Raw genomic sequence first — 23,113 nt, 5'->3', positions numbered from 1 at the left:
ACGATGCCCCACCCGGCACCACGAGGCTAGGAACTCCGGCGGGATCTACGGCGCAGGCACGCCGTGACGCGTGTGACTGATGTGACTGCGCGCGGCGCGCTCCCGCAGCGCCAGCTCCCGGACCCGGGCGATGTCCTCGTCGGTGAAGACCCCGCCGACGCCGGAGATCGCCGCGAGCTTCATGCCGTGCTTGAGCCCCAGGCGGTAGATCTCCTTGACCTTCTCCCACTCGATGTTGCGGCCGACGGTGAACGTCTCGTAGCGCCCCTCGAGGGCCAGCACGACCGTCTCGGCCAGGCACGCGTAGGCGACGCCGGGCGGCAGGCCGATGTTCTTCATCCGTACGTCGCCGGGCAGCTCGATCTCACCGGACTCGATGACCAGCACGTCGGGGCGCTTGGCGACGTCCTCGGGCGAGAGGTCCAGGGGCCGGGCCACGTCGGTGATGACGCACCCGGGCTTGACCGCCTCGATGTCGAGGACGCGCTTCCCGGCCCCCGAGGTGGCCGTCACGATGAGGTCCATGTGCGGCAGGTGCCGGTCGGGGGTCGCGGCGACGTGCACCGTGGCGCGAGGGTTGGCCCGCTCGATGTCGTGCTTGAGCGCCAACAGCTTGGCGGTCTCCGGCGAGATCAGCCACAGCTCGTCGCTGGCCAGGGCCAGCAGCCGGGCGCACACCGAGCCGATCGCGCCGGTCGCGCCCACCACCATCGCGTCGCCGCGCATCCGGCCGTCCTCGTCCACCTCGACCAGCCCCAGCCGCTCGGAGGCCTCGTGGGCGGCCCAGAGCGCGCCCGAGGCGCTGTAGCTGTTGCCGGTGGTGATCGGCAGCGGGGCCTTCTTGGCCACGGTCACCCCGGCGTCGCCGACCACCTTGGTGAACGCGCCGAGCCCCATCACCTGCGCACCCAGCTTGCGGGCGGTGTCGGCCGCCATCAGGAGCCGGGCGTAGGTGAACTCGGGCGAGTGCGCCATCAGCTCCTTGGGCGTGCCGCCCACGGTGATGAGCCAGCCCTCGGCCTCGGCGCCGGTGGGCGACCTGATGCCGGTCACGTGGCTGTAGACGAACGGCGGCGCGTAGGCGACCGCCTTCTCGACCAGGCCCATCACCGGCCCGGGGGTGAGCCCGGCGATCGTGCCGAGCGGCTCGACCTTGGTGAAGAACTCCTGGGACAGCGGGTGGATCACGAAGGCGAACCGGCTCTTGCGCCGCGGACCGTTGGGCTGCAGCACCCGGGGCTCCAGCTCGGCCGAGACGACGATGTCGAGCAGGTCGTCGTCGGTGAGGGTGCCGCCACCGACTGCGGCGAGCATCATCGCCTCGAGCATCGCCGGGGACAGCGTGACGTCGAAGGGCCGCGGGGTCGAGTCGATCACCAGGTCCACCCCGCGGGAGCCCAGCTCGGCCAGCTGCTCGTCGGTGATGGTGGAGCTGATGAGGGTCTTGCCCGCGAGGTCCTCGAGGCCGAAGCCGGTGAGCTCGTCGTACGTCGCCACGACGACGTCGCTGTTCCGCGCGGCGCGCCGGGTCAGCGCGGTGCTGAGCGCCCCGGCCGGAGCGGAGAGCAGGGACCGGATGCCGGCCGGGACCAGGCTGACGGGCCCGGCGATGGCGTGCGCCGCCAGCCCGGTCAGCGGCACCGACGCCGTGCGCGCGGGCAGGTCCAGGCGCAGCAGCGGGTCGGTGAAGTCGAGGTTGTCGGTGAACTCCTTGAGGATCCTCGTGGTGCCGTGGTGGTGGGCGCCGAGCACCACGGTGCGGGCGTTGTTGAACAGCCCGGGCATCTCGGTCTGGACGTGCCGGACCGCCCACTCCTGGAGCACCTTGTCCAGGGCTCGCCCGTCGGTCATCGGGACGTTCGCGGCCGGCTCCGAGAACCGGTCGAGGCCCACCCCCGCGGGCAGACCCGTGATCGCGAGCGCATCGGCCCGCGACGCCCAGTGCCACACCTGATGCTCGAGCGCGTCGAGGTCACCGGCCGTGCCGACCCTGCGCAGCCGCACGTCACGACCCAGGAAGTGGACCCGCTCGTCGTAGTCCGTCGCGGGGTCGCCCGGCGAGACCTCGACCACGACCAGCGGGGCGGCGGTCTTTCGGTGTGCGCTCACGTCATCGCCGCCGACCCGACCTCGGGGTGCTCGAGCATGTAGTCGAGCAGCTGGTCGGCGTACGACGCGAAGCGCGGGCACTCCACCCCGGTGCCGTCGAGGTCGGCATCGGTGTGGGCCGTGTCGTACGTCGTCGGGGAGGCGAAGTACTCCAGCGCCTCCGCCGGGAGCCCGAGGAGCCGCTCCATCCCGGGCAGGCCGCCGACCAGGGTCCGGGTGAGCCCGACCGGGAGCGGCAGCCACAGCACCCGCTTGCCCAGCCGTGAGGCGAAGGCGTCGACGAGCTCGCGGACCGTGGGCGGCTGCGGGTCGGTGAGCGCGTAGGTCCGGCCCAGCGAGGCGTCCATACCGGAGAGCCGGTCCATCGCCTCGACCACGAAGTCCCGGGGCACCAGGCACACCCGCACCCGGTCGACGTCACCGAGCGCCGGGACGACGGCGAGCCGCGCCTGGCGCCGGAGGAACTGGGCGAGGAAGTAGGGACCGTCGTACTTCTGCGTGACCCCGGTCGAGGAGTCCCCGACCACGATGCCGGGACGATAGATCGTGGCGGGCAGGCCGTCGGCCATCGCCTTGCGCACGGCCAGCTCGGCCTCGAACTTGGTCTCCTCGTAGTGGTTGCGGAACTCCTGGCCCTCGTCGAGGACGTCCTCGCCGAACCGCCCGGCGTACCGCCCGCTCACGTAGCAGGTGCTCACGTAGTGCAGCCGCCGCAGCTTCGGGAGGGTGCGGCACAGGTCCAGGACGCGCCCGGTGCCCTCGACGTTGACCCGCCGGGCCATCTCCTCCCCGACGGCGAGGTCGTAGACGGCCGCCAGGTGCCAGACCTCGGTGACCGTGCGGACGGTGGTCAGGGCCTCGGCGTCCAGGCCGAGGTCCGCCTTCGTGAGGTCACCGGTCACCACGTGCACGCGGTCACGGACGTGGGGATGCTCCCGGGCGAGCGCCTCGATCCGCTGCTCGGCGAGCGCGACGTGCTGGGGCTGCACCAGGCACCAGGCCTGCACGTCGGGGCCGCGGGCCAGCAGGCGGGGCAGCAGGGCGGAGCCGAGGAAGCCGGGGAACCCGGTCATGAGGATGGCCACAGCCCGATCCTCCGCTCGGGGCATCTCGGGCGTTAGGGACCAAGGTCTGTCCCCGGTGTGACGGGTGTCCCGTCACGGCGCCGGACCGGCCAGTCAGAGCTCCGGGAACCAGAGCGCGATCTCTCGCTTGGCCGACTCGGACGAGTCCGAGCCGTGCACGAGGTTCTCGCGGTTGGACAGCGACAGGTCGCCCCGGATCGTGCCCGGCGCCGCCTTGCGGCCGTCGGTGGCCCCGTTGATCGCCCGGACGACGTCGACCGCCGAGTCGCCCTCGAGGACGACCGACACGAGCGGACCGGAGGTCACGAAGTCGCGCAGCGGCGGGTAGAAGTCCTTGTCGACGTGCTCGGCGTAGTGGTGGTCGGCCACGGAGGCGCTGATGGTGCGGTGCTCCATCGCCACGATGGTCAGGCCCTTGGCCTCGAAGCGGCCGAGGATCTCCCCGACCAGGCCGCGGCGGACGGCATCGGGCTTGAGCAGGACAAGAGTGCGCTCCATGGGCGGGACCCTACTGAGGGTGACCCTCAGGCGAAGTCGGCGGCCCGGCGGCGGACGTGCCCCGGCACGGCTCCGGGCGCGGCCGGGTCGGGCACGACGGGGGACGCCACCGTCCGCAGCGGCAGGTGGCCGGCCCAGTAGCCCGCGTCGATGTCGGGCTGGTCGTCCACGGGTCCCCCGGCGCGGGTCTTGAGCGAGGCCTCGTGCAGAGGCACCGCCAGCACCGCGGTGGCGGCCAGCTCCTTGCGCGTGTTGGGCCGCAGCGCCGCGGCCCGTCCGGGCACCACGTGGTCGACGATGAGGTCGAGGGCGCGGGCCTTCTCCGCGGGGTCCTCGACGAGCCGGGCGGGACCGATGACGACGGCGGAGCGGTAGTTCATCGAGTGGTTGAACGCCGAGCGGGCGAGCACCAGCCCGTCGAGCGCGGTCACCGTGACGCAGACCGTCGCCCCTGGCGTACGCCGCAGCCACCCCGCGGCGACCGAGCCGTGGACGTAGAGCGTGCCGTCCTGGTCCGGACCGTCGGGGTCGACGGCGTAGACGACCGGGAGGACGACGGGATGGGTGTCCACGCCTTCGCCGACCGTGACGCCGATGTGGGCGACGAGACTCTCGCCGAGCAGTGCCATCAGCTGGGCGCGGTCGAAGACGCCACGCTCCTTCTCCCGGGTGAGCTGCGTCCGCGGGGTCGGGGACAGCTCGCTCATCCCTGGTCCAGCCTGGCCGCGTAGGCCGCGGCCCGCTCGCGGTCGATCTTGCGGCCGAGGAAGTAGGCCGTGCCCCACAGCAGCGCGAACAGCGACCCGAGGAAGAACATCAGCGGCACCAGCACGCCGAGCCCGATCGCCCCGACCTGCAGCAGCCAGCCGAGTGCGTAGGCCCACTCGCCGCGCAGCATCCCGGCCACCAGCAGGCAGGCCACCGCGAGCCCGAGGCCGATCCCGAGCGCGGTCCCGGTGTCGACGTCGCCGACGGTGATCATCACCGGAGTCGTCAGGCCGAGGGTGATCGCCTCCAGGCTGAGCACCGCCGCACACATGCCGCGCCGGGGCGAGCGCTCCTGCACCGGTGGCGGCGCCGCGTTCGCGGCCGGGTCGCTCATGCCGGCCGGCCGGACGCACCCAGCATCGTCCGCGCCTCGCCGGCGGTGACGACCGAGCCGGTGACGAGCACGGCACCCGACCCGATCGACTCCCCGACCGCCTCGCCCGCCTCAGCGAGCGCCGCGGCCTGGTCGATGGCGTCGGCGAGCCGCGGCTCGACGGTCACCCGGTGCTCTCCGAAGACCTCGCGCGCGGTGACGGCCAGGGTCTCCGCCGGCATCGCCCGGGAGGTGCTGTTCTGGGTGCACACGACATGGGCGAGGTGCGGCTCGAACGCCGCGAGCAGCCCTTCCGCGTCCTTGTCGGCCATCACCCCGATGACCCCGATCAGCGGCGAGAAGACGAACGAGTCGTCGAGCGCCGCGGCGGCCGCCTCGGCGCCGTGCGGGTTGTGCGCGGCGTCCAGCACCACGGTCGGGCTGCGCCGGACGATCTCGAGCCGGGCGGGCGAGGTCACCTCAGCGAACGCCGCCCGCACCACGTCGTCGTCCAGCACCTCGCCGCCGCTCAGGAAGGACTCGACGGCCGCCAGCGCCACGGCGGCGTTCTGGGCCTGGTGGGCGCCGTACAACGGCAGGAACAGGTCCTCGTAGCGCGCCCGGAGGCCCTGCAGCGTGATGACCTGACCGCCGACGGCAGGCGAGCGGGCCGCGACGCCGAACTCCATGCCCTCCCGGACCACCGTCGCGCCGAGTTCCGCGGCGCGGGCCAGCAGGACCTCGGCGACCTCCGGTCGCTGCTCGGCCAGAACCGCGACCGAGCCGGGCTTGATGATCCCGGCCTTCTCGACCGCGATCTCCCCGGGAGTGCCGCCGAGGTACTTCGCATGGTCGACCGCGATGGGCAGCACCACGGCGACGGCGGCGTCGGCGACGTTGGTCGCGTCCCACGAGCCGCCCATCCCGACCTCGACGACGGCGACGTCGACGGGCGCCTCGGCGAACTTGGCGTACGCCATCCCCACGATCGTCTCGAAGAACGACAGCGGGTGATCCTCGCTGGTGTCGACGAGGTGGGTGTAGGGCGCGACGTCGTTGAACGCCGCGACGAACTCCTCGTCGGTCAGCGGCTCGCCGTCGACCGAGATGCGCTCGGTCATCCGCTCGACGTGCGGGCTGGTGAAGCGCCCGGTGCGCAGGTCGAGGGCGCGCAGGAGAGTGTCGATCATCCGTGAGGTCGACGTCTTGCCGTTGGTGCCGGTGAGGTGGATGACCGGGTAGCCCGCCTGCGGGTCGCCGAGCAGCTCGGTGAACGCGCGGATCCGGTCGAGCGACGGCTCGAGCTTGGTCTCCGGCCAGCGCGAGAGCAGCGCGTCCTCGGCCTCCGCGAAGGTCTGGGCGGGACGGGCCTCGGCGGGCGGTGCTGGCAGGTCGGTCATCTCGCCGACGAGTCTAGGGAGCGCGCGCTACTAGAACACGTTCTAGGTCTGTGGCTAGGTTGAGCGCCATGAAGACAACCGTCGCTCTCGTCGAGTCCCCAGGCCAGGACTTCACCCTCGCCGAGGTCGAGCTGGACGGGCCGCGCGACGACGAGGTGCTGGTCCGCGTCGTCGCCACCGGCCTGTGCCACTCCGACGTCACCATGAGCAGCTTCCTGCCCGCGGAGATGTTCCCCAACGTGTTCGGCCACGAGGGCGCGGGCGTCGTCGAGCAGGTCGGTGCCGCGGTCACCGGCATCGAGGTCGGCGACCACGTGGTGATGTCGATCCGCTCCTGCCGCGCCTGCGCGCAGTGCCGGGCCGGCTTCCACGGCCACTGCGAGCAGGGGCTCTTCATCAACTACATGGGCATGCGGATGGACGGCTCCACCACCTACACCCGCGACGGCCAACCGGTGTTCGGCTCGTTCTTCGGCCAGTCGAGCTTCTCCCAGCACGCGATCGCCTACGCCGACAACTGCGTCGTGGTCGACAAGAGCCTGGACCTGGCCCGGCTGGGCCCCTACGGCTGCGGCTTCCAGACCGGCGTGGGCACCATGCTCAACGTCGCCAACCCTGCGGCCGACGAGAGCGTGGTCGTCTACGGCGCGGGCTCGGTGGGGCTGTCGGCCATCGCCGCCGGCCGGACGACCGGAGCGATGATCGTCACCGTCGACCCGCTGGCGAGCCGGCGCGAGCTCGCGGCGTCGTACGGCGCCCTGGTCGTCGACCCCAACGACCTGGGCGACCTCACCGTCGTCGACAAGGTCAAGGAGCTGACCGGCGGCGGGGCGACCTACGGCATCGACACCACGGCGGTCCCCGAGGTGGTGAAGGCCGCCCAGCAGTCCCTGGCGGTCCGCGGCATGCTCATCGCCATCGGCCTGGGGGCGGAGGAATACCCCATCGACGCGGTCGACCTGCTGCACAACGGCAAGGTCGTGCGGAGCTCGGTCGAGGGCGACGCCGACCCGCTGGAGTTCATCCCGCGGATGCTCGGCATGGCCGACGAGCTCGACCTCGACCGGCTGGTCACGCCCTACCCGTTCGACCGGATCAACCAGGCGATCGAGGACTCCGCGTCCGGCAAGGTGGTCAAGCCCGTTCTCGTGTGGTGATCTCGTGGTTGGCCATGTCGACCACGGGCTCGTAGCCGATCGCCTGGTAGATGCGGTTGGAGGTCGGGTTGGCCTGGTCGGTGAACAGGCAGGGCCGGTGGCCTGACTCGAGGATCTGCCGCGAGACCGCCGCCACGGCCGCGCTCGCGTAGCCGAACCCGCGGTGCTCCTTCGGCGTGTAGACCGGCCCGACCCGTACCACGCCGTACGCCGGCACGTTGGCGGCGGTCAGGTGGACCACGTCACCACCGGGGGTCTCCCAGAGGTGGATCCGCTCCTCGGCGATCCGGCCGTCGACGAAGGCGGCGTCGAAGTGCTCTCCGGCGCCCACCCGGTGCGGCCGGCCGGCCTGCTCGGAGGCCGCCGCCTCGAACGCCTGGTACCACTCGAGACACAGCTCCGCGTCGTCCGAGATCGCGACCCGCAGCCGTCCTGGCGGGGCCGGGGGGTCCACGACCTCTTCGAGCTCGAAGAGCCGCATGTGCTCGGCGACCTCGGCCGTGCCGCCGGTGCGCCGGGCGACCTCGTCGGCGACCACCCGGGCCGCGGGCAGCGCCCCGTTGGCGGCCGGGACGTCCTCGCCCCGGTCGAGCAGCGCCGCGGCCAGCAGCACTGCGGCCTCGTCCGGCATCGGCAGGACGTAGAGCGGGTAGGGCGTGAAGGGAGCGGTCCGCATCGCGACCCCCACGACCCGGTCCTCGGAGTCGTGCACGGTCACCCACCAGCGCGGGTGCGCCGGCCGTGGGTTCCCGGCGGCGTCCTCGGCCACGGAGCGGGTCGCGACCGTGGCGAGCACCGTGTTGAGCACCGGGTCCTTGGCGAGGTGCTCCCCCGCGACGTCCAGGAACTCGGCGGGGTCCTCGGTGAACGCGAGCCGATAGGTCATGCCGTATTCCACCGCGTCCCGCCCGTGCCCCGCATCCGGATTCCCTGCTCGCGAGTCGGCGCTACTGCTCGTCAGTAACGACGACTCGACGCCCTTATCGCCCCGTGGCGCCCCGCGAGTCGGCGCTACTGCTCGTCAGTAACGCCGACTCGCGCCGCCGGGACCCGCCAGAACGCCTCGCGCTCGATGCCGCGGCCGGAGAGGGTCGCGCGGACGGCGGCGTGCGGCGGCGGGCCGAAGCGATAGGCGTACGACGAGTCGGCGAATCGGCCCAGCAGCGCGTCGACGGTCCAGCACCGGTGGCCTCGCGGCTCCATCCGCCAGGTCTGCTCGGCGGACTCGATGACCGAGCCGTCCTCGCGAAGCAGCTCCACGGTGAGCGCCAGGTCGACCGGCTCCCCCGGGTCGTGCGCGACGTGCACGTCGAGGCCGTTGAGTCCTTCGTCGACCAGCCACACCGCGGTCGGCTGGAGGACGGGTGCCAGGGCGAGCGCGGCGGGCTTGGGCGAGCCGGTGTGGTCGAGCAGCCCCCAGCCCGCACCCGGCTCCAGGTCGCGCAGCCAGAGCACGATCCCGCCGCCGCAGACCGACTCCGGACGCCGCCACTCGCCGAACACGTCGGCCATGACCTCGCCGGTCACCCGCTGCCGGTCGGCCTCCGTCGGGTCCGCGCCGTAGCGGGCCCGCGCGTAGTGCTCGCGGACGTCGGCGAAGTCCCAGTCGGCACCGTTGTCCCGGGGCACGCCCTGCTTGTCGTCGGGGCCCTCGACCACCGGGTCGGGCAGGTTGGCGAAGGCCAGGCACTCGGCGGCGAACCGCACACCGGAGTGGCGGGCGTCGGGCAGGTCACGCAGGTAGGCGCCGACACCGAAGTACTGCGCGATCCCCGTGTCCACCCGCACCACGGGGTCCCCGCCGCTCGGCGAGCTGTCCACCCACACGGCGTCGACCCCGGAGTCGTCGACCAGCGGCCGCAGGAACGCCGCCAGCTCGCCGGCGTACCCCGTCGAGGGGCTCACCCCGAACATGGCCGCCTGCTGCTCGTGCTCGGCGCTGCCGCAGACGACCACGACGCAGGGATGCTCCTTCAGCCGGGCGAGCTGGTCGCGCACCTCGGCCTCGACCGCGCTCCGGAAGGACTCGTCGGCCAGCGGGTAGTCCAGCGTGGCGAACATCAGGTCCTGCCACACCATCAGGCCCAGCTCGTCGCAGCGCCGGTAGAACTCGTCGCTCTCGTAGGCCGAGATGCCACTGACCCTGACCAGGTTGAACCCCAGGTCCACCGCGGTGTCGAGCGCGGCGAGGTCGCCCGGCGTCCAGACCACGCCGCGCGTGAAGACCCGCTCGCCGTTGATCCAGAGGTCCAGCGACTCCTCCGACCGGTTCTCCACGGTGCGGTGGCCCGTCGCCTCCGGCCGGCCGTGCGTGTGCGGCCACCAGGTGCCCGCTCGCTCGACCGGCAGGGCAGGCTCGGTGGCCAGCACCATCGGCCGGTAGGGCCCGACCACGGGCGGGCCGGGCGCGAAGCCGGGCGCCCGGCCGAGCACCTGGGTGCGCACCCAGCGCAGCCGGGGCTCGTCGACGACCATGGTCCGCCAGCGGGCGCGGGGCTTGCGGGACAGCTGGTCGAGCAGGTCGGTGAGCGGGTGCACGACCACGCGCACCTCGTTGTCGCCGGCCCGGACCGAGCCGGACACGTCGACCGTGCGGCGCTCGAACATCGATCGTCCCGAGGCGACCACCTCGCCGTTGACCAGCACGTCCCAGACGGTCGCGATGCCGCCGACCTCGAGCACCGCGCCGACCGGGTCGTCGACCTCGAGGTGGGCCACGAACTCGTGCCGCACGGCGTCCGCGTCCGGACCCGGCTCGGGGGTGACCCGCTCGAACTCCAGGACCTCGCGCACGGCGACAGTCTTTCCTACCTGCGCGGGTCCCGGAGGCCGCGCCGCCGGTTCATCAAGGGATGTCGCTGAGTCCGCACTCCCCTGGCTGAACTCGGGATGGGAACTGCAGGGCGAGCAACATCCCTTGATGGACCTGCACGGACCCGGCGATCACACCAGACGGTCGAGCTCGGACATCGCGGCCTCGTAGCCCTGGGCCATCGGCTCGATCACCCCGGCGATGTCGAAGGCGCGGCGCCGGGCGAGCCGGAAGAGCAGCATCTTGGTGCCGCCGACCACGTCGTCGAGCGCCGCCGCCGCCGTCTCGCCCTCGTCACCCAGCAGCCACCTGACGTGGCTGGCCAGGAGCTCGAACGAGGCGCCCGCCATCCGCGGGTTGTGGAACGCGTAGGCGTGGTAGTCGGCCTCGTCGCCCGCCAGCAGCCGGGGCAGGTCCGCCTCGAGCGCGGCCAGGAAGCGCTGGAACGGGTTGTCCGCGGGCCGGCGGGCCAGGTAGCCGCCGAGCAGCTCGCGGGCCGCGCCGCGCAGCGCCGGCCCGGACAGCGCCGGCCCGGCGTCGAAGCGGACCAGGTCGACGTACGGCGGCATCGCCGGTGTCGCGAACAGCCCGTCGAAGTCGTCGCCGCCGAGCTCGAAGTAGCCGGCGTTGTGGAAGTAGCGCAGCACCTTGGCGTCCAGGTCGATCGCCTCGACGACCACCGAGCTCTTCACGTGGTTCTGCCGGTAGTCGGTGGCGGCGACGTCGGGGAGGTAGAAGGAGTCGACCTCGGGCATCAGCGTCTGCCCCGCAGCCAGCCGGGCGGCCGCCTGCTCGGGCAGGGAGCGGTAGGGCTGCATCTCGTGCAGGTCCAGCCCGTAGAGCCCCAGCAGGTCCTCGGGGGCGGGCTTGAAGAACGTCCACTGGTCGACCTCGAAGTCCACGGCGACGGCGCCGGCCAGCATCGCCTCCGGCTCGTGCCCGGCCGCGGCGACCAGCTCGATCACGCAGTCCGCGTAGCAGTTGGTCTCCTGGTAGGTGCGGTCGCTGCCGTGCAGGGGGTGCGGCCGGTAGGCGCTCGGGTCGAGCCCGAACAGGCTGAGCAGGTGAGGGCTCGGGTGAGGAGTCATGCGGGTGGTCATGTGAGCGGCACCTGCCTGGCCAGGAAGTCCGTGGCGCGTTCGTAGGACGCGAGCTGACCGGCGCGCGACAGCAGCGAGTGGTCGAAGACCTCGTCCTGCTCGAGGGTGAACCTCGGGTTGCGTCTGAGCCGGGCCAGGAACGGCCGCCAGAACAGCACCTCGGTGAAGTGCTGGGCGTCGTCGCGGCACGCGCTGACGTGTACGGCGGTGCCGCGCTTGACCACGCGGCGCAGGACGCGGAAGGGGCCGTGCCAGACCGCGAGCTGGCGGTAGACCCGCCAGATGCCGCCGGCCAGGATCCGGTGCCGCTCGGCCAGCGCGGCGATCGGCCGAGCGGGCAGGATGCCGGCCCGGCGGTGGGGCGTGTAGACGTGGGTGCCCTTGGCGGCCGGGTAGAGCGTGAGCCGCGGGTTGACCGCGAAGACCGCGTCGACCTTCTCCCAGAGCGCCACCTCGAACGCGGAGTAGGCCCCGGAGCAGAGACCCATCACCGCCACGGGTGCGCCGTCGGCGGCCAGGGTGCGGACGATCTGCCGCGTGTCGTCGATCCACTCGGGGGCGAACGGCTCGTTCTCGAGCTGGCCCGGATGGGTGGGGCTGTCGCCGACGCCGCTCAGGTCGACCCGCACCACCCGGTATCCGAGGGCGGCCCACTGCCGGGCCCACTCGACCCACCGCCGGCCCGGTCCGATGTGGTGCTCGGCGGCCACGTTGACCAGCACCAGCCAGGGTGACCGGCGAGGGCTGACCGGCTCGTCCACTACGCCGTAGACGCCCAGCGGCCCGAACCGCGTCGACCGCTCGCTCACGGGGGGCGAGCCGGGGCCGGCGGAGGCCAGCTCGACGGGGCGCTCCTCGGGGGACTTGACCGGGACCCGCTCCCCCTCGAGGCCGGCGGCGACCCAGGTGACGACGCCCGCGAGCGCCTCCTCCGGCACGTAGCAGTCGCTGGGAGTCCGGTCGAGCAGCTGGTCCTGCGCCGTGGCCGGGCGCAGCTCGACCTCGCCGGACTCGAGACGGACCCGCTTCTCGATGCCCTCCGGTGCCGGCCGGTCGGTGCGCGACAGCAGCAGCACCCGGTCGGCCAGCGGCCGGTCGGCCGGCAGCTTGGCGAGGTCGATGGTCCGCAGCGCCGCGGCCGTCGCCTCGTCGTACTGGAAGCCCGGCGTGTGCCGCAGGCCGTCGTCGTGGCTGCGCCCGTCGTCCTCGCCCAGGAGGAACAGCGCCTCGCCCTCGCGCAGGAACGTGCGGCCACTCAGGCAAGGGTCCCACAGGGCGAGCGACCGGAACGGCGTGGAGGCCGCGGCCTGACAGGCCGCGAGCGTGGCGCCGAGGCGCATGCCGACGGCCGACACGTTCGGGGCGCCCAGGTCGAGCAGGAGCTGCCGGGCGGCCTCGACGCTGGCCAGCCAGGCCGCCACCCGGTCGGGGTCGTCCTGCAGGCCCGCGGAGTCACCCGTGCCGTCGTAGTCGAACCGCAGCGCGACGAGACCCTCCTCGGCGAGCGTCTCGGCGAGCCGCCGGAAGGTGCGGTGGGCGGCGCGGCCCTCCTCGCCCATCGGCGGGCAGAGGATGACCCCGCCGCTCACCAGCCCCGTGGCCGGCATCGACACCCAGCCGTAGAGCGGGCGCTGCGACGGGCCGAACCACACCTGCGTGTGCACGGTCCCCTCCTGACCGCCCATCAGGACCCCAGCGCCGACCGGACCTCTGCGGGCCAGCCCGCCACGTCCAGCCCGTGCGTGGCGAACAGCGCCAGCGTGGTCCGCTCCAGGCCGTAGCCGAAGCAGGCGCTGTGGGCAACCTCCCCGTCGGGGGTCCGGATGCCGAACGGCAGCCCGAAGTGGTCCTCGTGGTAGTTGGCGGAGGCGATCGCGGTCGGCTTCGCGTCGGTGAGGTCGACGACCACCTCGTACTTCAGCTCGGCGCTCAGCTGGTTGACGGCCAGCATCCGGCCGACCCGCCCGAAGAACGGGTCGTTGGCGACCTCGGAGCGCACCGGCAGGCCGAGGGCGGCGAGCGAGTCGAGCCCCCGCTGGAGCCACAGGTCGCGGTGCGCCACCGCCTCGGCCGGGGTGCCGACGAGCACGAACTCGTACATCCGGAACGACTGCATCCGGGCCGGGTCGAGGCTCGGCTCGTGGCGGAACGCGAACCCGCAGCACTCGTGCAACAGGCCGCCGGCCGGGACGTCGGTCGGCAGGGTGCCGTAGAGGCTGTGGCAGATCGACGAGCTCAGCACCACCTCGGCCGGGTCGAGGGCGAGCGTCCAGTCCCGGCCCTCCTCGAGCTCGGCGAGCAGCTGCTTGTGCTCCTTGTCGCCGCCGGTGAACACGTCGACGGAGCCGACCAGGTCGGGGAAGGAGCGCAGGTAGTCGGTGAGCAGGAAGTCCCCGCGGGCCATGACCGGCGGGAACCAGCGGCGCGGCGCGGTGTCGTCGGTGCGCTGCTGGGCGGCGTACCGCTCCACCGCCTGCAGCACGCCCTCGAAGTCGCCCGAGCGGTGATAGAGGCCCTCCGTGCGGGTCGCGACGAGCAGCCCGGCGTCCAGCAGGGCGCCGCGCAGGTCGTCGGGGGTGGCGTAGGGAGCGGCCATGCTCTTTCGGGCCTTCTCTCTCAGGCTTCTCGCTGCATCAGCGCGAGCTGGGCGGTGTTGCCGGCGATCCGGTCGTTGTTGACCATGACCGCGGCACCGTGCGCGTCGCGCAGCAGCCTGCCGAGGGAGTATTCCGTGTCCTCGCGGTAGCCCTGGATCCCCACGATCAGCATCGCCTGGTTGATGATGTCGACCACCAACGTCGAGGCGGACACCTTGAGGGTGTTGATCGCGACCATGAAGTCGATCGAGCTCGTCTCCTCCGGATCGTCCATGATCTCGAGGTAACGGCTCATGATCGCGTCGATCGACGACGCCAGCTGCTGCCGGGTCACCATCAGGGCCGCCAGCCGGGGAGCCCCCGGCGGGGCCTGGTTGAGGTCCTTGCGGGCCGCCTTCTGGATGAAGCGCTGGGCCCGCCACGACGCCTCTTCGGCCAGGCCGAGCCACAGTGACGACCAGAGCAGATGGGACGACGGGAGCATCGTCGCGGTGGAGATGTCGCCGAAGGGGTGGTCCATCACCAGGTCGGCCGGGCCGGTCGCCTCGAGGGTGAACCCCAGCGAGCACGTCCCCCGGAAGCCGAGGGTGTCCCAGCCCGAGATCGGCGTGAGGGTCACGTCCTTGGCCTCGCAGATCACCAGCACCTGGTCGCTGGGGGCGCTGTCCGCGTCGCGTCGCGCGGTGACGATGATCGCGTCGGCGTACTGCCCGTAGGAGATGACGGGCGCCTGCTTGGTCAGGCGGAACCTCCGGTCGTCCCCCTCGCCCTCGAGCTCGACGTAGCAGGAGGAGTTGCGCAGGTTGCCGCCGATCCCGATCTCGGTGGTCGCCGACGCCAACAGCAGCTGTTCGGCGGCGACCCGGCGCACGAAGTCCTCCACCGTGCCGGACGTCATGTGCCGGACCACCGAGGCCACCTTGATGTGGTGCATCGCCAGCACCATCGCGGAGCTCGCGCAGTAGCGGCCCACCTCGCGGACCACGGCCGCGGCCTGCCTCAGGTTATGGCCCAGGCCGCCCATCTCGACGGGGATCAGCGCGCCGAGCAGGCCCTCGGCCCGGAACGCGTCAACCGTCTCCTTGGGGAACCGGGCGTTGACGTCGACGTCGGCCGCGTGGATCGCGGCGACCTCGCGGCCGATCCGGCGCGCCAGGGCGACGACCTCCTGCACGTCCTGGTGCTCGTCGGCGAGCTTCATGAGGCCACCTCCGCGTCGACCCCTGCGTCGGTGATCTCGAGCTCGGCGAGAGCGGCCGCGATCGCGTCGACCGACGCGAAGGTGCTCTTCTTCAGCATGTGCTGCGGGAACTCGATGTCCCACTCGTCCTCACAGGCCAGCATCACCGTGACCGACGCGTGCGAGGTCATGCCGGCGGCGTAGAGGTCGTCCCCGTCGGCGATCGCGTCGGGGTTCCTGGCGTCTGTGGTCAGCTTGGCGTGCTCCGCCAGGAGCTCGCGGATCTGTTCTTTCACGGTCATGCGGTGCCTGTCTTGTCCGGGGTGTTGCTGGTGGGTGGGTGCAGAAGCCCGACGGCAACCGCCAGGGCGAGGTCGCCAGTGTGGCTGAGGCTGACGTCGATGTCCTCGGTGTCGAGGCCGGCGGCGGCCGCCAGCTCGGCGGCGCGGCCGGTGAGGTGCACCTCGGGTCGCCCGCTCCCCTGGGCCGGGGTCCGGATCTCGACGCTGCGCAGGTCGACGCCGTCGGCGGTGCCGATCAGCTTGAGGACCGCCTCCTTCGCGGCGAAGCGGGCCGCGAGCGAGGCCGGGCCCCCGGTGGCGTACGCCGCCTGTTCGGCCGGGGTGTAGACGCGGTCGAGGTAGCGCGCGCCGAAGTCGCGGATCGCGTCGCTCACGGCGTCGACCCGCTGGAGATCACAACCAGTCCGAGGTGTGCACCCCACGGCTCCCCCATTCTCTGCACGCCCGTTGCTGGTACTAGTGCAGGCTAACGGTGCGCGTGGTGCTCCGGACCATTTTCAGCCATGGCGCACGCCAGCCCTAGGCTTGCCCGCATGACCGAAGTTCTTGCAGATCAGGCCCCGGACACGCCGGACGCACCGCGCCCGGTCGTCGTACCGGAGAAGCCTGCCCTGGAGGGACTCGAGGCGAAGTGGGCCGAGCGCTGGACGGCCGACGCGACCTACGCGTTCGACCGGAGCCGCTCGCGCGAGGAGATCTACTCCATCGACACCCCGCCGCCGACGGTGAGCGGTTCGCTGCACGTCGGGCACGTCTTCTCCTACACCCACCCCGACCTGATCGCCCGCTACCAGCGGATGCGCGGCAAGTCGGTGTTCTACCCGATGGGCTGGGACGACAACGGGCTGCCGACCGAGCGCCGGGTCCAGAACTACTTCGGGGTCCGCTGCGACCCGTCGCTGCCCTACGACCCCGACTTCACGCCGCCCGACAAACCGGACCCGAAGCGACAGCTCCCGGTCAGCCGGCCCAACTTCGTCGAGCTCTGTGAGCAGCTGGTCGTCGAGGACGAGCAGGTCTTCGAGACCGTGTGGCGCCAGCTCGGCCTGTCGGTCGACTGGAGCCAGACCTACACCACGGCCGGAAGCACGGCACGCGAGGTCAGCCAGCGCGCGTTCCTGCGCAACTTCGCCCGCGGCGAGGCCTACCTGCACGACGCGCCGACGGTCTGGGACGTCACCGACCGCACCGCGGTCGCGCAGGCCGAGATCGAGGCCCGCGAATACCCCGGCCACTACCACCGGGTCGCCTACCACCGTCCCGACGGCGGGCGGGTGCACGTGGAGACCACCCGCCCCGAGCTGATCGCCAGCGCGGTGGCCCTGATCGCCCACCCCGACGACGAGCGCTACCAGCCGCTGTTCGACACAACTGTCACCTCCCCCGTCTTCGGGGTGGAGATCCCGGTCCTCGCGCACCCGGCCGCGGAGATGGACAAGGGCGCCGGCATCGCCATGTGCTGCACATTCGGCGACCTCACCGACGTCCAGTGGTGGCGCGACCTCGACCTGCCCGTCCGCACTGTCGTCGGCCGGGACGGCCGGCTCGCCCGCGAGACGCCCGAGTGGCTGGCCGGTGCCGACGAGGCCTACCAGCGGCTGGCCGGCAAGACCGTCCACTCCTCTCGCGAGGAGATGGTCGCGATGCTGCGCGAGACCGGCGACCTCGAGGGCGAGCCAACGCCGACCACGCGGATGGCCAACTTCTACGAGCGGGGTGACAAGCCGCTCGAGATCGTCTCGACCCGGCAGTGGTACATCCGCAACGGCGGCCGAGACGCCGACCTGCGCGAGGAGATGCTGGAGCACGGGCGCGAGATCACCTGGCTGCCCGAGCACATGCACCACCGCTATGACAACTGGGTGGGCGGTCTCACCGGCGACTGGCTGATCTCGCGGCAGCGGTTCTTCGGCATCCCGTTCCCGGTCTGGTACCCGCTCGACGAGGAGGGCGAGCCCGACTACGACCACCCGCTGCTGCCCAGCGAGGCCGAGCTGCCGGTCGACCCGTCGACCGACGCGCCGCGTGGCTACGCCGAGGACCAGCGCGGCAAGCCCGGCGGCTTCCTCGGCGACCCCGACGTGATGGACACCTGGGCGACGTCATCGCTCACCCCCCACATCGCCGGCGGCTGGAGCATCGACGACGACCTGTTCTCCCGGGTCTTCCCGATGGACCTGTGCACCCAGGCCCACGAGATCATCCGCACCTGGCTCTTCTCGCGGGTGGTCCGGGCCCACTACGAGCAGGGCGTCACGCCGTGGAGCCACGCGATGCTCTCCGGCTGGATCCTCGACCCCGATCGCAAGAAGATGTCCAAGTCGAAGGGCAACGTCGTCGTCCCGACCGACATCCTCGACAAGTACGGCGCCGACGCGGTCCGCTGGCGCGCCGCGTGCGTGCGCCCCGGCATGGACTCGCCGTTCGACGAGAGCCAGATGAAGGTCGGGCGGCGACTGGCGATGAAGGTGCTCAACGCCTCCAAGTTCGTCCTGGGCGGGGTCGAGGCCACCTCGCTGAGCCCCTTCGAGGTCTCCGAGCCGATCGACTGCGCACTGCTCGCCCGGCTGGCCCTGGTCATCACCAAGGCGACCGAGGCCTTCGACGCCTACGACTACACGACGGCGCTCGAAGTCACCGAGAAGTTCTTCTGGGAGTTCTGCGACGACTACCTCGAGCTGGTCAAGGAACGCGCCTACGACGCCGAGGCCGGCCCCGCCGGCGACTCGGCGCGGGCGACCCTCGCCATCGCCCTGGAGGTCCAGCTGCGGCTGCTGGCGCCGTTCCTGCCCTACGTGACCGAGGAGGTCTGGTCGTGGTGGCGGGAGGGATCGATCCACCACGCGTCGTGGCCCACGGTGGTCGACCTCGGCTCCGCGGCCGCCGCCGACCCGGCGATGGTCGACGCCGTCGCCGCGGCCCTCGTCGGGATCCGCGGCGCCAAGTCGTCGGCCAAGGTCTCCATGCGCGCCGAGCTGTCCCGGGTCGAGATCACCGGCCCCGAAGCCATCGTCCGCGCCGCCGAGCTCGCCGCCAGCGACCTGCGCGCCACCGGCAAGGTCACCGGCGACCTGGTGTTCACCGTCGACGAGTCCGCGTCCGAGATCTCGGTGGCGGCCGAGCTGGCGGAGGTCGCGGCCGGGGAATGAGCGGCCGGTTCATGCCGGTTCATCTAGGTGTGCAGACGAACCCGCACTTCCCAGGCTGAGCTCGTCACGGGAAGTGCCGGCTCGGCGACATCCCTTGGTGGACCAGCCGACCGCTCCTGGAGCCAGTCCTGTGGGCTGAGCGGCTAGGCCGACTTCTTCTTCGGCTTGTCCTCGCGGAGCACGATCTCCGGGGGTACGTCGTCGAGGACGGTCTCCTTGGTCACGACCACCTTGGCGACGTCGCCACGGGACGGGACGTCGTACATCACGTGGAGGAGAACCTCCTCGATGATGGCGCGCAGGCCACGGGCACCGGTGCCGCGCTCCATGGCGTGGTCGGCGATCGCGGCGATGGCGTCGATGGTGAACTCGAGCTCGACACCGTCGATCTCGAAGAGCTTCTGGTACTGCTTCACCAGCGCGTTGCGGGGCTCGGTGAGGATCTGGATGAGCGCGGCCTGGTCGAGCTTGGACACCGACGCGATCAGCGGCAGCCGGCCGATGAACTCGGGGATCAGGCCGAACTTGGTGAGGTCCTCGGGGCGCACCTGCTGGAGGAGGTCCTCGGCGTCGCGCTCCTCCTTGCCACGGACCTCCGCGGTGAAGCCCAGCGTCTTCTTGCCGACCCGCTGCTCGATGATGTGCTCGAGCCCGGCGAAGGCGCCGCCCACCACGAACAGGATGTTGGTGGTGTCGATCTGGATGAACTCCTGGTGCGGGTGCTTGCGCCCGCCCTGCGGCGGCACCGAGGCGGTGGTGCCCTCGATGATCTTGAGCAGTGCCTGCTGGACGCCCTCGCCGGAGACGTCACGGGTGATCGAGGGGTTCTCCGCCTTGCGGGCCACCTTGTCGATCTCGTCGATGTAGATGATCCCGGTCTCGGCCTTCTTGACGTCGTAGTCGGCGGCCTGGATCAGCTTGAGCAGGATGTTCTCGACGTCCTCGCCGACGTAGCCGGCCTCGGTCAGCGCCGTCGCGTCGGCGATGGCGAACGGGACGTTGAGCATCCGGGCGAGGGTCTGAGCGAGGTAGGTCTTGCCGCAGCCGGTGGGGCCGATCACGAGGATGTTGGACTTGGCGACCTCGACGACCTCCTCCTTGCTGTGCCGCCCGGAGATGGGCTGGAGGCCGGCCTGGACCCGCTTGTAGTGGTTGTAGACCGCCACGGCCAGGGACTTCTTGGCCTGCTCCTGGCCGATCACGTAGGAGTTGAGGAACTCGAAGATCTCCTTGGGCTTGGGCAGCTCGTCGAGGCTGACCTCACTGCCCTCGCTGAGCTCCTCCTCGATGATCTCGTTGCAGAGGTCGATGCACTCGTCGCAGATGTAGACGCCGGGACCGGCGATGAGCTTCTTGACCTGCTTCTGGCTCTTCCCGCAGAAGGAACACTTCAGCAGGTCACCACCGTCACCGATGCGTGCCACAGGTGTTCATCCTCTCGTTCGCCGCCCCTCCGTCTGCCCAGCCCTCACGGGCCGACCGAACCTGACGACCGTACCCCGTCCCTCCCCCGAACGCGCGGGAAGACCCTAGGGATTCGGTGCGTGTCTGGTCAGGTGGTCGCGAGTGCTGGGGTGCCCTTCAGCGACTCCAGGATCGAGTCGATCAGGCCGTACTCGACCGCGCCCTGCGCGGTGAGGATCTTGTCGCGCTCGATGTCGCGGCTGACCTCCTCGATGGAGCGCCCACTGTGGTCGCTGATCATCTTCTCCAGCAGCTCGCGCATCCGGAGGATCTCGTTGGCCTGGATCTCGATGTCCGAGGTCTGGCCGAACGTGCCCTCGGTGTAGGGCTGGTGGATGAGGATCCGGCTGTTGGGCAGCGCCAGCCGCTTGCCGGGGGTGCCGGCCGCCAGCAGGATCGCCGCCGCGGAGGCCGCCTGTCCGATGCACACGGTCTGCACGTCCGGCTTGATGAACTTCATCGTGTCGTAGATCGCCGTCAGCGCCGTGAACGAGCCACCGGGACTGTTGATGTAGATGCTGATGTCCTGGTCGGGGTTCATCGACTGCAGGCACAGCAGCTGGGCGATGACCGCGTTGGCGACGTCGTCGGAGATCGGGGTGCCGAGGTAGATGATGCGGTCCTCGAACAGCTTGGCGTAGGGGTCGATGCGGCGGAAGCCGTAGGACGTCCGCTCCTCCCACTGGGGGATGTAGTAGTTCATGCTCGGGCTGTGCTCGGTCATCTGGGGGTCGTTCATCTCAGGGTCCTCAGCTCTTCTGCCGCGCCGGGCGGCCGTCGTCGGCGGCTTCACGCGCGCTCGTGATGACCTGGTCGACCAGGCCGTAGTCCTTGGCCTCCGGAGCGGTGAACCAGCGGTCCCGGTCGGCATCGGTCTCGATCTGCTCGACCGTCTGGCCGGTGTGCTGGGCGATCAGCTCGAGCAGCACCTTCTTGATGTGCAGGGACTGCTGGGCCTGGATCTTGATGTCCGAGGCCGAGCCGCCCATGCCGGACGACGGCTGGTGCATCATGATCCGCGAGTGCGGCAGGGCGTAGCGCTTGCCCTTGGTGCCGGCGCAGAGCAGGAACTGCCCCATCGAGGCTGCCAGCCCCATGCCGACGGTGGCCACGTCGTTGGGGATGTAGTTCATCGTGTCGTAGATCGCCATGCCGGCGTCGACCGAGCCGCCTGGGCTGTTGATGTGCAGGAAGATGTCGGCCTCGGGGTCCTCGGCCGAGAGCAGCAGCAGCTGGGCGCAGATGGCGTTGGCGTTCTGGTCGCGCACCTCCGAACCGAGGAAGACGATCCGCTCGCGGAGCAGGCGCTGGTAGATGTGGTCGTCGAGCACCTGGATGCCGGCGCCCCCGGCCACGGGGTAGGCGGGGTGAGGAGTCTGGGTCACGGGCCGACCCTAGCCCGCCTCACCCCCACTTCCACGGGTGCGTCCGCGGTGTTCGCGGACAGCGGATTTCCCCTGGGGGTACGCCGCCCGGCGGCGGCCCGGCGGCGAGCCGACAAGCGGCTCAGCCCTCGGCGACCGCCTTCAGTCGCGAGACCGTCGCGGCCATCCCGGTCTCGAGCTCATCGGCGTGCTCGACGCTGCCGCCCAGGAACACGGGGGCGAACAGCCTGCTGACCAAGGTGAGCCGCCCCGGCACCGGGCGCCGGTGCACGACGTGCGTGCCCTCGCCGGACGGCTCGATCTCCCAGATCCAGCGGGCACCGCTCGAGGTCGTGTCCCACGCGACCGTCCGCCCGGGCTCCAGGACCGCCACGACGTTGCGGGTCGGCCAGACGACGGCCTTGCGGCGGTTGATGCCGAGGTACCACTGCCCGCGGCGCAGGCCGCCGCGCTTGAGCGGGACCATCCGCAGCAGCTCCGGGCTCCAGTCCGGCATCCGGGAGACGTCCGTGACCAGCGACCACACCTTCCCCGGTGGGGCGGCGATGAAGGCCTCGGCCCGGAGCTCACGCTCTGCGGTCTTCGCGTCGATGTTCTCGGCCGTCATGCGAGCCAGTGTCGCATCGCGCGGTGGACCACCGGGTGGTTGAGGAGCCCGAAGTGGTCGGTGCGGCCGACGTGCAGCACGTCGGCACCCGGGAACAGCTCGCGGCCGTGGCGGTCCCGCCCGTGCGCGGAGTGAGGCCGGACCAGCAGGTCACCGATCACGTGCCCGACCGGGTGGCGGTGCGAGGCGGTCAGGGTCGCGGCCACCAGCCGGTAGCGCGCCTGGGGCAGCGGTGGGACGTCCTCCGCGAGCCCCGCGACGAGGTCGTGCACACCCTGGGACCGCCAGTCGAGGATCCGCCCGAACGCCGCCGTCTCCGGCACCCGCCCCAGGCCACGCGACCCGTGGCCGACCCCCCGCGCGATCGGCGCACCCAGGTGCGGGGTGCCGAGGGTGATCACGTCGCTGACCCGGTCGCGCCACGGGTGCTCGACCCGCTCGACACCTCCGTCGGCCACGGCCCCCGCGGCCCTGATCACCAGTCCGCCGAGCGAGTGGCCGACCATCGCGACCCGGGTCACCGGGACCGGCCAGTGGTCGACGACGCGCTGGACCAGGGCGGCCAGGGCGGCGCCGTTCTCGCGCAGCGACAGGCCGGTGTTGGCGCGCAGCATCAGCGGCGTCCAGCCGAGCCCGGCGAGCATGTCGGGGTAGGTCGTCCCGGTGCGCTCGCGGTGGCGCTGGAAGTAGGACTCGTTCTCGCACAGCCCGTGCAGGAACAGGACCAGCCGTCCGGTGGCCGCCGGGTAGGCCACCGCCAGGGCGTCCGGCTCGAGATCGACGTCGGCGCCGCGCAGCCGGACCGCCATCGGGATCGCCAGCTGCGGCCGTTCGCGGACGAGCCGGTCGCCGATCAGCCCGTTGACCGCCGCGCTGACGAAACGGCCGCGGGGTCCCTCCTCGAGGCGCGGCCCCACCCCGGTCGAGGCGACCTTGTCGAGCCCGCTCGAGGCCGCGCGGAGCCCGAGGGTGAGCCCTCCGTAGACGGCTCCGGCGATCCCCCGGTGGAGGGGGTTGCGGCCGCGGGTCACGCTCCCGACCCGGTCGAGGAACGCCAGGTGGGTGTCGCGGGCCGTCTTGACGACCAGGTCGTCGGCGACCTCGGAGAGCAGCGACAGCGCGTCGAGGACGGTGGGACCGGAGGTCGCGGCCGGAGGCATGGCGACACATTAAGGGCCGGTGCACAG

General features: G+C 71.7%; 21 protein-coding genes. 2 read left to right on the top strand and 19 right to left on the bottom strand.

The window, feature by feature from the left end; translation table 11 throughout:
* Positions 1-45: 45 nt before the first annotated feature.
* The 6 genes from ACYVC6_RS08805 to folC all read right to left on the bottom strand — a co-directional run bounded on the left by ACYVC6_RS08805 (position 46) and on the right by folC (position 6,173).
* The gene (locus tag ACYVC6_RS08805; RefSeq protein WP_460713031.1) at positions 46-2,109 is read right to left on the bottom strand and encodes a dehydrogenase; all 2,064 of its coding nucleotides are present in this window, start codon (positions 2,107-2,109) and stop codon (positions 46-48) included.
* Entirely contained in the window at positions 2,106-3,194 is a 1,089-nt protein-coding gene (locus ACYVC6_RS08800) for an SDR family oxidoreductase (protein ID WP_460713029.1), read from the bottom strand. Before ACYVC6_RS08800 ends, ACYVC6_RS08805 begins: the two co-directional genes overlap by 4 nt.
* A gap of 93 nt (positions 3,195-3,287) precedes the next feature.
* Positions 3,288-3,692 carry a nucleoside-diphosphate kinase gene (gene ndk, locus ACYVC6_RS08795; RefSeq protein WP_460713027.1) on the bottom strand — a complete coding sequence of 135 codons (405 nt, stop codon included), beginning with the start codon at positions 3,690-3,692 and terminating at the stop codon, positions 3,288-3,290.
* Between the two features lie 26 nt (positions 3,693-3,718).
* Positions 3,719-4,399: a pyridoxamine 5'-phosphate oxidase family protein gene (locus ACYVC6_RS08790; protein ID WP_460713025.1), complete on the bottom strand. Its 681-nt coding sequence runs from the start codon at positions 4,397-4,399 to the stop codon at positions 3,719-3,721.
* Positions 4,396-4,794, bottom strand: a complete 399-nt coding sequence (locus ACYVC6_RS08785) for a DUF4233 domain-containing protein (RefSeq protein WP_460713023.1) — start codon at positions 4,792-4,794, stop codon at positions 4,396-4,398. Before ACYVC6_RS08785 ends, ACYVC6_RS08790 begins: the two co-directional genes overlap by 4 nt.
* A complete protein-coding gene (folC, locus tag ACYVC6_RS08780; RefSeq protein ID WP_460713021.1) occupies positions 4,791-6,173 on the bottom strand; it encodes a bifunctional tetrahydrofolate synthase/dihydrofolate synthase in 1,383 nt (460 codons plus the stop codon). Before folC ends, ACYVC6_RS08785 begins: the two co-directional genes overlap by 4 nt.
* 68 nt (positions 6,174-6,241) lie before the next feature.
* Here folC and ACYVC6_RS08775 point away from each other — a divergent pair, with 68 nt between their 5' ends.
* The gene (locus tag ACYVC6_RS08775) at positions 6,242-7,330 is read left to right on the top strand and encodes an NAD(P)-dependent alcohol dehydrogenase (protein WP_460713019.1); all 1,089 of its coding nucleotides are present in this window, start codon (positions 6,242-6,244) and stop codon (positions 7,328-7,330) included.
* Here ACYVC6_RS08775 and ACYVC6_RS08770 read toward each other — a convergent pair.
* The 8 genes from ACYVC6_RS08770 to ACYVC6_RS08735 all read right to left on the bottom strand — a co-directional run bounded on the left by ACYVC6_RS08770 (position 7,308) and on the right by ACYVC6_RS08735 (position 15,743).
* Entirely contained in the window at positions 7,308-8,216 is a 909-nt protein-coding gene (locus tag ACYVC6_RS08770) for a GNAT family N-acetyltransferase (protein WP_460713017.1), read from the bottom strand. The two genes, ACYVC6_RS08775 and ACYVC6_RS08770, sit on opposite strands and share 23 nt — an antisense overlap.
* Positions 8,217-8,341: 125 nt before the next feature.
* Positions 8,342-10,123 (bottom strand): glycosyl hydrolase 2 galactose-binding domain-containing protein, encoded by a 1,782-nt coding sequence (locus ACYVC6_RS08765; RefSeq protein ID WP_460713015.1) that lies wholly within the window; start codon positions 10,121-10,123, stop codon positions 8,342-8,344.
* A 150-nt stretch (positions 10,124-10,273) separates the two neighbouring features.
* Positions 10,274-11,242 carry a DUF1839 family protein gene (locus ACYVC6_RS08760; protein WP_460713013.1) on the bottom strand — a complete coding sequence of 323 codons (969 nt, stop codon included), beginning with the start codon at positions 11,240-11,242 and terminating at the stop codon, positions 10,274-10,276.
* Entirely contained in the window at positions 11,239-12,906 is a 1,668-nt protein-coding gene (locus tag ACYVC6_RS08755) for an alpha/beta fold hydrolase (protein ID WP_460713011.1), read from the bottom strand. Before ACYVC6_RS08755 ends, ACYVC6_RS08760 begins: the two co-directional genes overlap by 4 nt.
* A gap of 20 nt (positions 12,907-12,926) precedes the next feature.
* The gene (locus ACYVC6_RS08750; protein ID WP_460713334.1) at positions 12,927-13,862 is read right to left on the bottom strand and encodes an amino acid--[acyl-carrier-protein] ligase; all 936 of its coding nucleotides are present in this window, start codon (positions 13,860-13,862) and stop codon (positions 12,927-12,929) included.
* Positions 13,859-15,040 carry an acyl-CoA dehydrogenase family protein gene (locus ACYVC6_RS08745; protein WP_460713009.1) on the bottom strand — a complete coding sequence of 394 codons (1,182 nt, stop codon included), beginning with the start codon at positions 15,038-15,040 and terminating at the stop codon, positions 13,859-13,861. The genes ACYVC6_RS08750 and ACYVC6_RS08745 overlap by 4 nt, the downstream gene beginning before the upstream one ends.
* A complete protein-coding gene (locus ACYVC6_RS08740) occupies positions 15,037-15,321 on the bottom strand; it encodes an acyl carrier protein (protein ID WP_460713007.1) in 285 nt (94 codons plus the stop codon). The genes ACYVC6_RS08745 and ACYVC6_RS08740 overlap by 4 nt, the downstream gene beginning before the upstream one ends.
* Positions 15,318-15,743, bottom strand: coding sequence for a holo-ACP synthase (locus ACYVC6_RS08735; protein WP_460713005.1), 426 nt, complete (start codon positions 15,741-15,743; stop codon positions 15,318-15,320). Before ACYVC6_RS08735 ends, ACYVC6_RS08740 begins: the two co-directional genes overlap by 4 nt.
* 111 nt (positions 15,744-15,854) lie before the next feature.
* Here ACYVC6_RS08735 and valS point away from each other — a divergent pair, with 111 nt between their 5' ends.
* Complete coding sequence (gene valS, locus ACYVC6_RS08730; RefSeq protein ID WP_460713002.1) at positions 15,855-18,470, top strand: valine--tRNA ligase; 2,616 nt, start codon at positions 15,855-15,857, stop codon at positions 18,468-18,470.
* Between the two features lie 143 nt (positions 18,471-18,613).
* Here valS and clpX read toward each other — a convergent pair whose 3' ends face one another.
* From clpX to ACYVC6_RS08705, 5 genes are all read right to left on the bottom strand, one after another.
* Positions 18,614-19,894 carry an ATP-dependent Clp protease ATP-binding subunit ClpX gene (clpX, locus tag ACYVC6_RS08725; protein ID WP_460713000.1) on the bottom strand — a complete coding sequence of 427 codons (1,281 nt, stop codon included), beginning with the start codon at positions 19,892-19,894 and terminating at the stop codon, positions 18,614-18,616.
* Positions 19,895-20,022: 128 nt separating this feature from the next.
* A complete protein-coding gene (locus ACYVC6_RS08720; RefSeq protein ID WP_460712998.1) occupies positions 20,023-20,673 on the bottom strand; it encodes an ATP-dependent Clp protease proteolytic subunit in 651 nt (216 codons plus the stop codon).
* A gap of 10 nt (positions 20,674-20,683) precedes the next feature.
* Positions 20,684-21,319 (bottom strand): ATP-dependent Clp protease proteolytic subunit, encoded by a 636-nt coding sequence (locus ACYVC6_RS08715; RefSeq protein ID WP_460712996.1) that lies wholly within the window; start codon positions 21,317-21,319, stop codon positions 20,684-20,686.
* A 121-nt stretch (positions 21,320-21,440) separates the two neighbouring features.
* Positions 21,441-21,926 (bottom strand): SRPBCC family protein, encoded by a 486-nt coding sequence (locus ACYVC6_RS08710; protein WP_460712994.1) that lies wholly within the window; start codon positions 21,924-21,926, stop codon positions 21,441-21,443.
* Entirely contained in the window at positions 21,923-23,086 is a 1,164-nt protein-coding gene (locus ACYVC6_RS08705; RefSeq protein WP_460712992.1) for an esterase/lipase family protein, read from the bottom strand. The genes ACYVC6_RS08710 and ACYVC6_RS08705 overlap by 4 nt, the downstream gene beginning before the upstream one ends.
* Between the last annotated feature and the right edge of the window lie 27 nt (positions 23,087-23,113).

Source organism: Nocardioides dilutus (genome assembly GCF_054779555.1).
The sequence above is the reverse complement of the archived record's forward strand: the minus strand, read 5'-3'. Positions and strand labels throughout refer to the sequence as shown.

What these genes read in the sequence shown, in the direction of transcription:
- ndk (WP_460713027.1), bottom strand. Translation starts at nt 3,692, where the DNA reads ATGGAGCGCACTCTTGTCCTGCTCAAGCCCGATGCCGTCCGCCGCGGC.
- ACYVC6_RS08790 (WP_460713025.1), bottom strand. Translation starts at nt 4,399, where the DNA reads ATGAGCGAGCTGTCCCCGACCCCGCGGACGCAGCTCACCCGGGAGAAG.
- ACYVC6_RS08785 (WP_460713023.1), bottom strand. Translation starts at nt 4,794, where the DNA reads ATGAGCGACCCGGCCGCGAACGCGGCGCCGCCACCGGTGCAGGAGCGC.
- folC (WP_460713021.1), bottom strand. Translation starts at nt 6,173, where the DNA reads ATGACCGACCTGCCAGCACCGCCCGCCGAGGCCCGTCCCGCCCAGACC.
- ACYVC6_RS08775 (WP_460713019.1), top strand. Translation starts at nt 6,242, where the DNA reads ATGAAGACAACCGTCGCTCTCGTCGAGTCCCCAGGCCAGGACTTCACC.
- ACYVC6_RS08770 (WP_460713017.1), bottom strand. Translation starts at nt 8,216, where the DNA reads ATGACCTATCGGCTCGCGTTCACCGAGGACCCCGCCGAGTTCCTGGAC.
- ACYVC6_RS08760 (WP_460713013.1), bottom strand. Translation starts at nt 11,242, where the DNA reads ATGACCACCCGCATGACTCCTCACCCGAGCCCTCACCTGCTCAGCCTG.
- ACYVC6_RS08745 (WP_460713009.1), bottom strand. Translation starts at nt 15,040, where the DNA reads ATGAAGCTCGCCGACGAGCACCAGGACGTGCAGGAGGTCGTCGCCCTG.
- ACYVC6_RS08740 (WP_460713007.1), bottom strand. Translation starts at nt 15,321, where the DNA reads ATGACCGTGAAAGAACAGATCCGCGAGCTCCTGGCGGAGCACGCCAAG.
- valS (WP_460713002.1), top strand. Translation starts at nt 15,855, where the DNA reads ATGACCGAAGTTCTTGCAGATCAGGCCCCGGACACGCCGGACGCACCG.
- ACYVC6_RS08720 (WP_460712998.1), bottom strand. Translation starts at nt 20,673, where the DNA reads ATGAACGACCCCCAGATGACCGAGCACAGCCCGAGCATGAACTACTAC.
- ACYVC6_RS08710 (WP_460712994.1), bottom strand. Translation starts at nt 21,926, where the DNA reads ATGACGGCCGAGAACATCGACGCGAAGACCGCAGAGCGTGAGCTCCGG.
- ACYVC6_RS08705 (WP_460712992.1), bottom strand. Translation starts at nt 23,086, where the DNA reads ATGCCTCCGGCCGCGACCTCCGGTCCCACCGTCCTCGACGCGCTGTCG.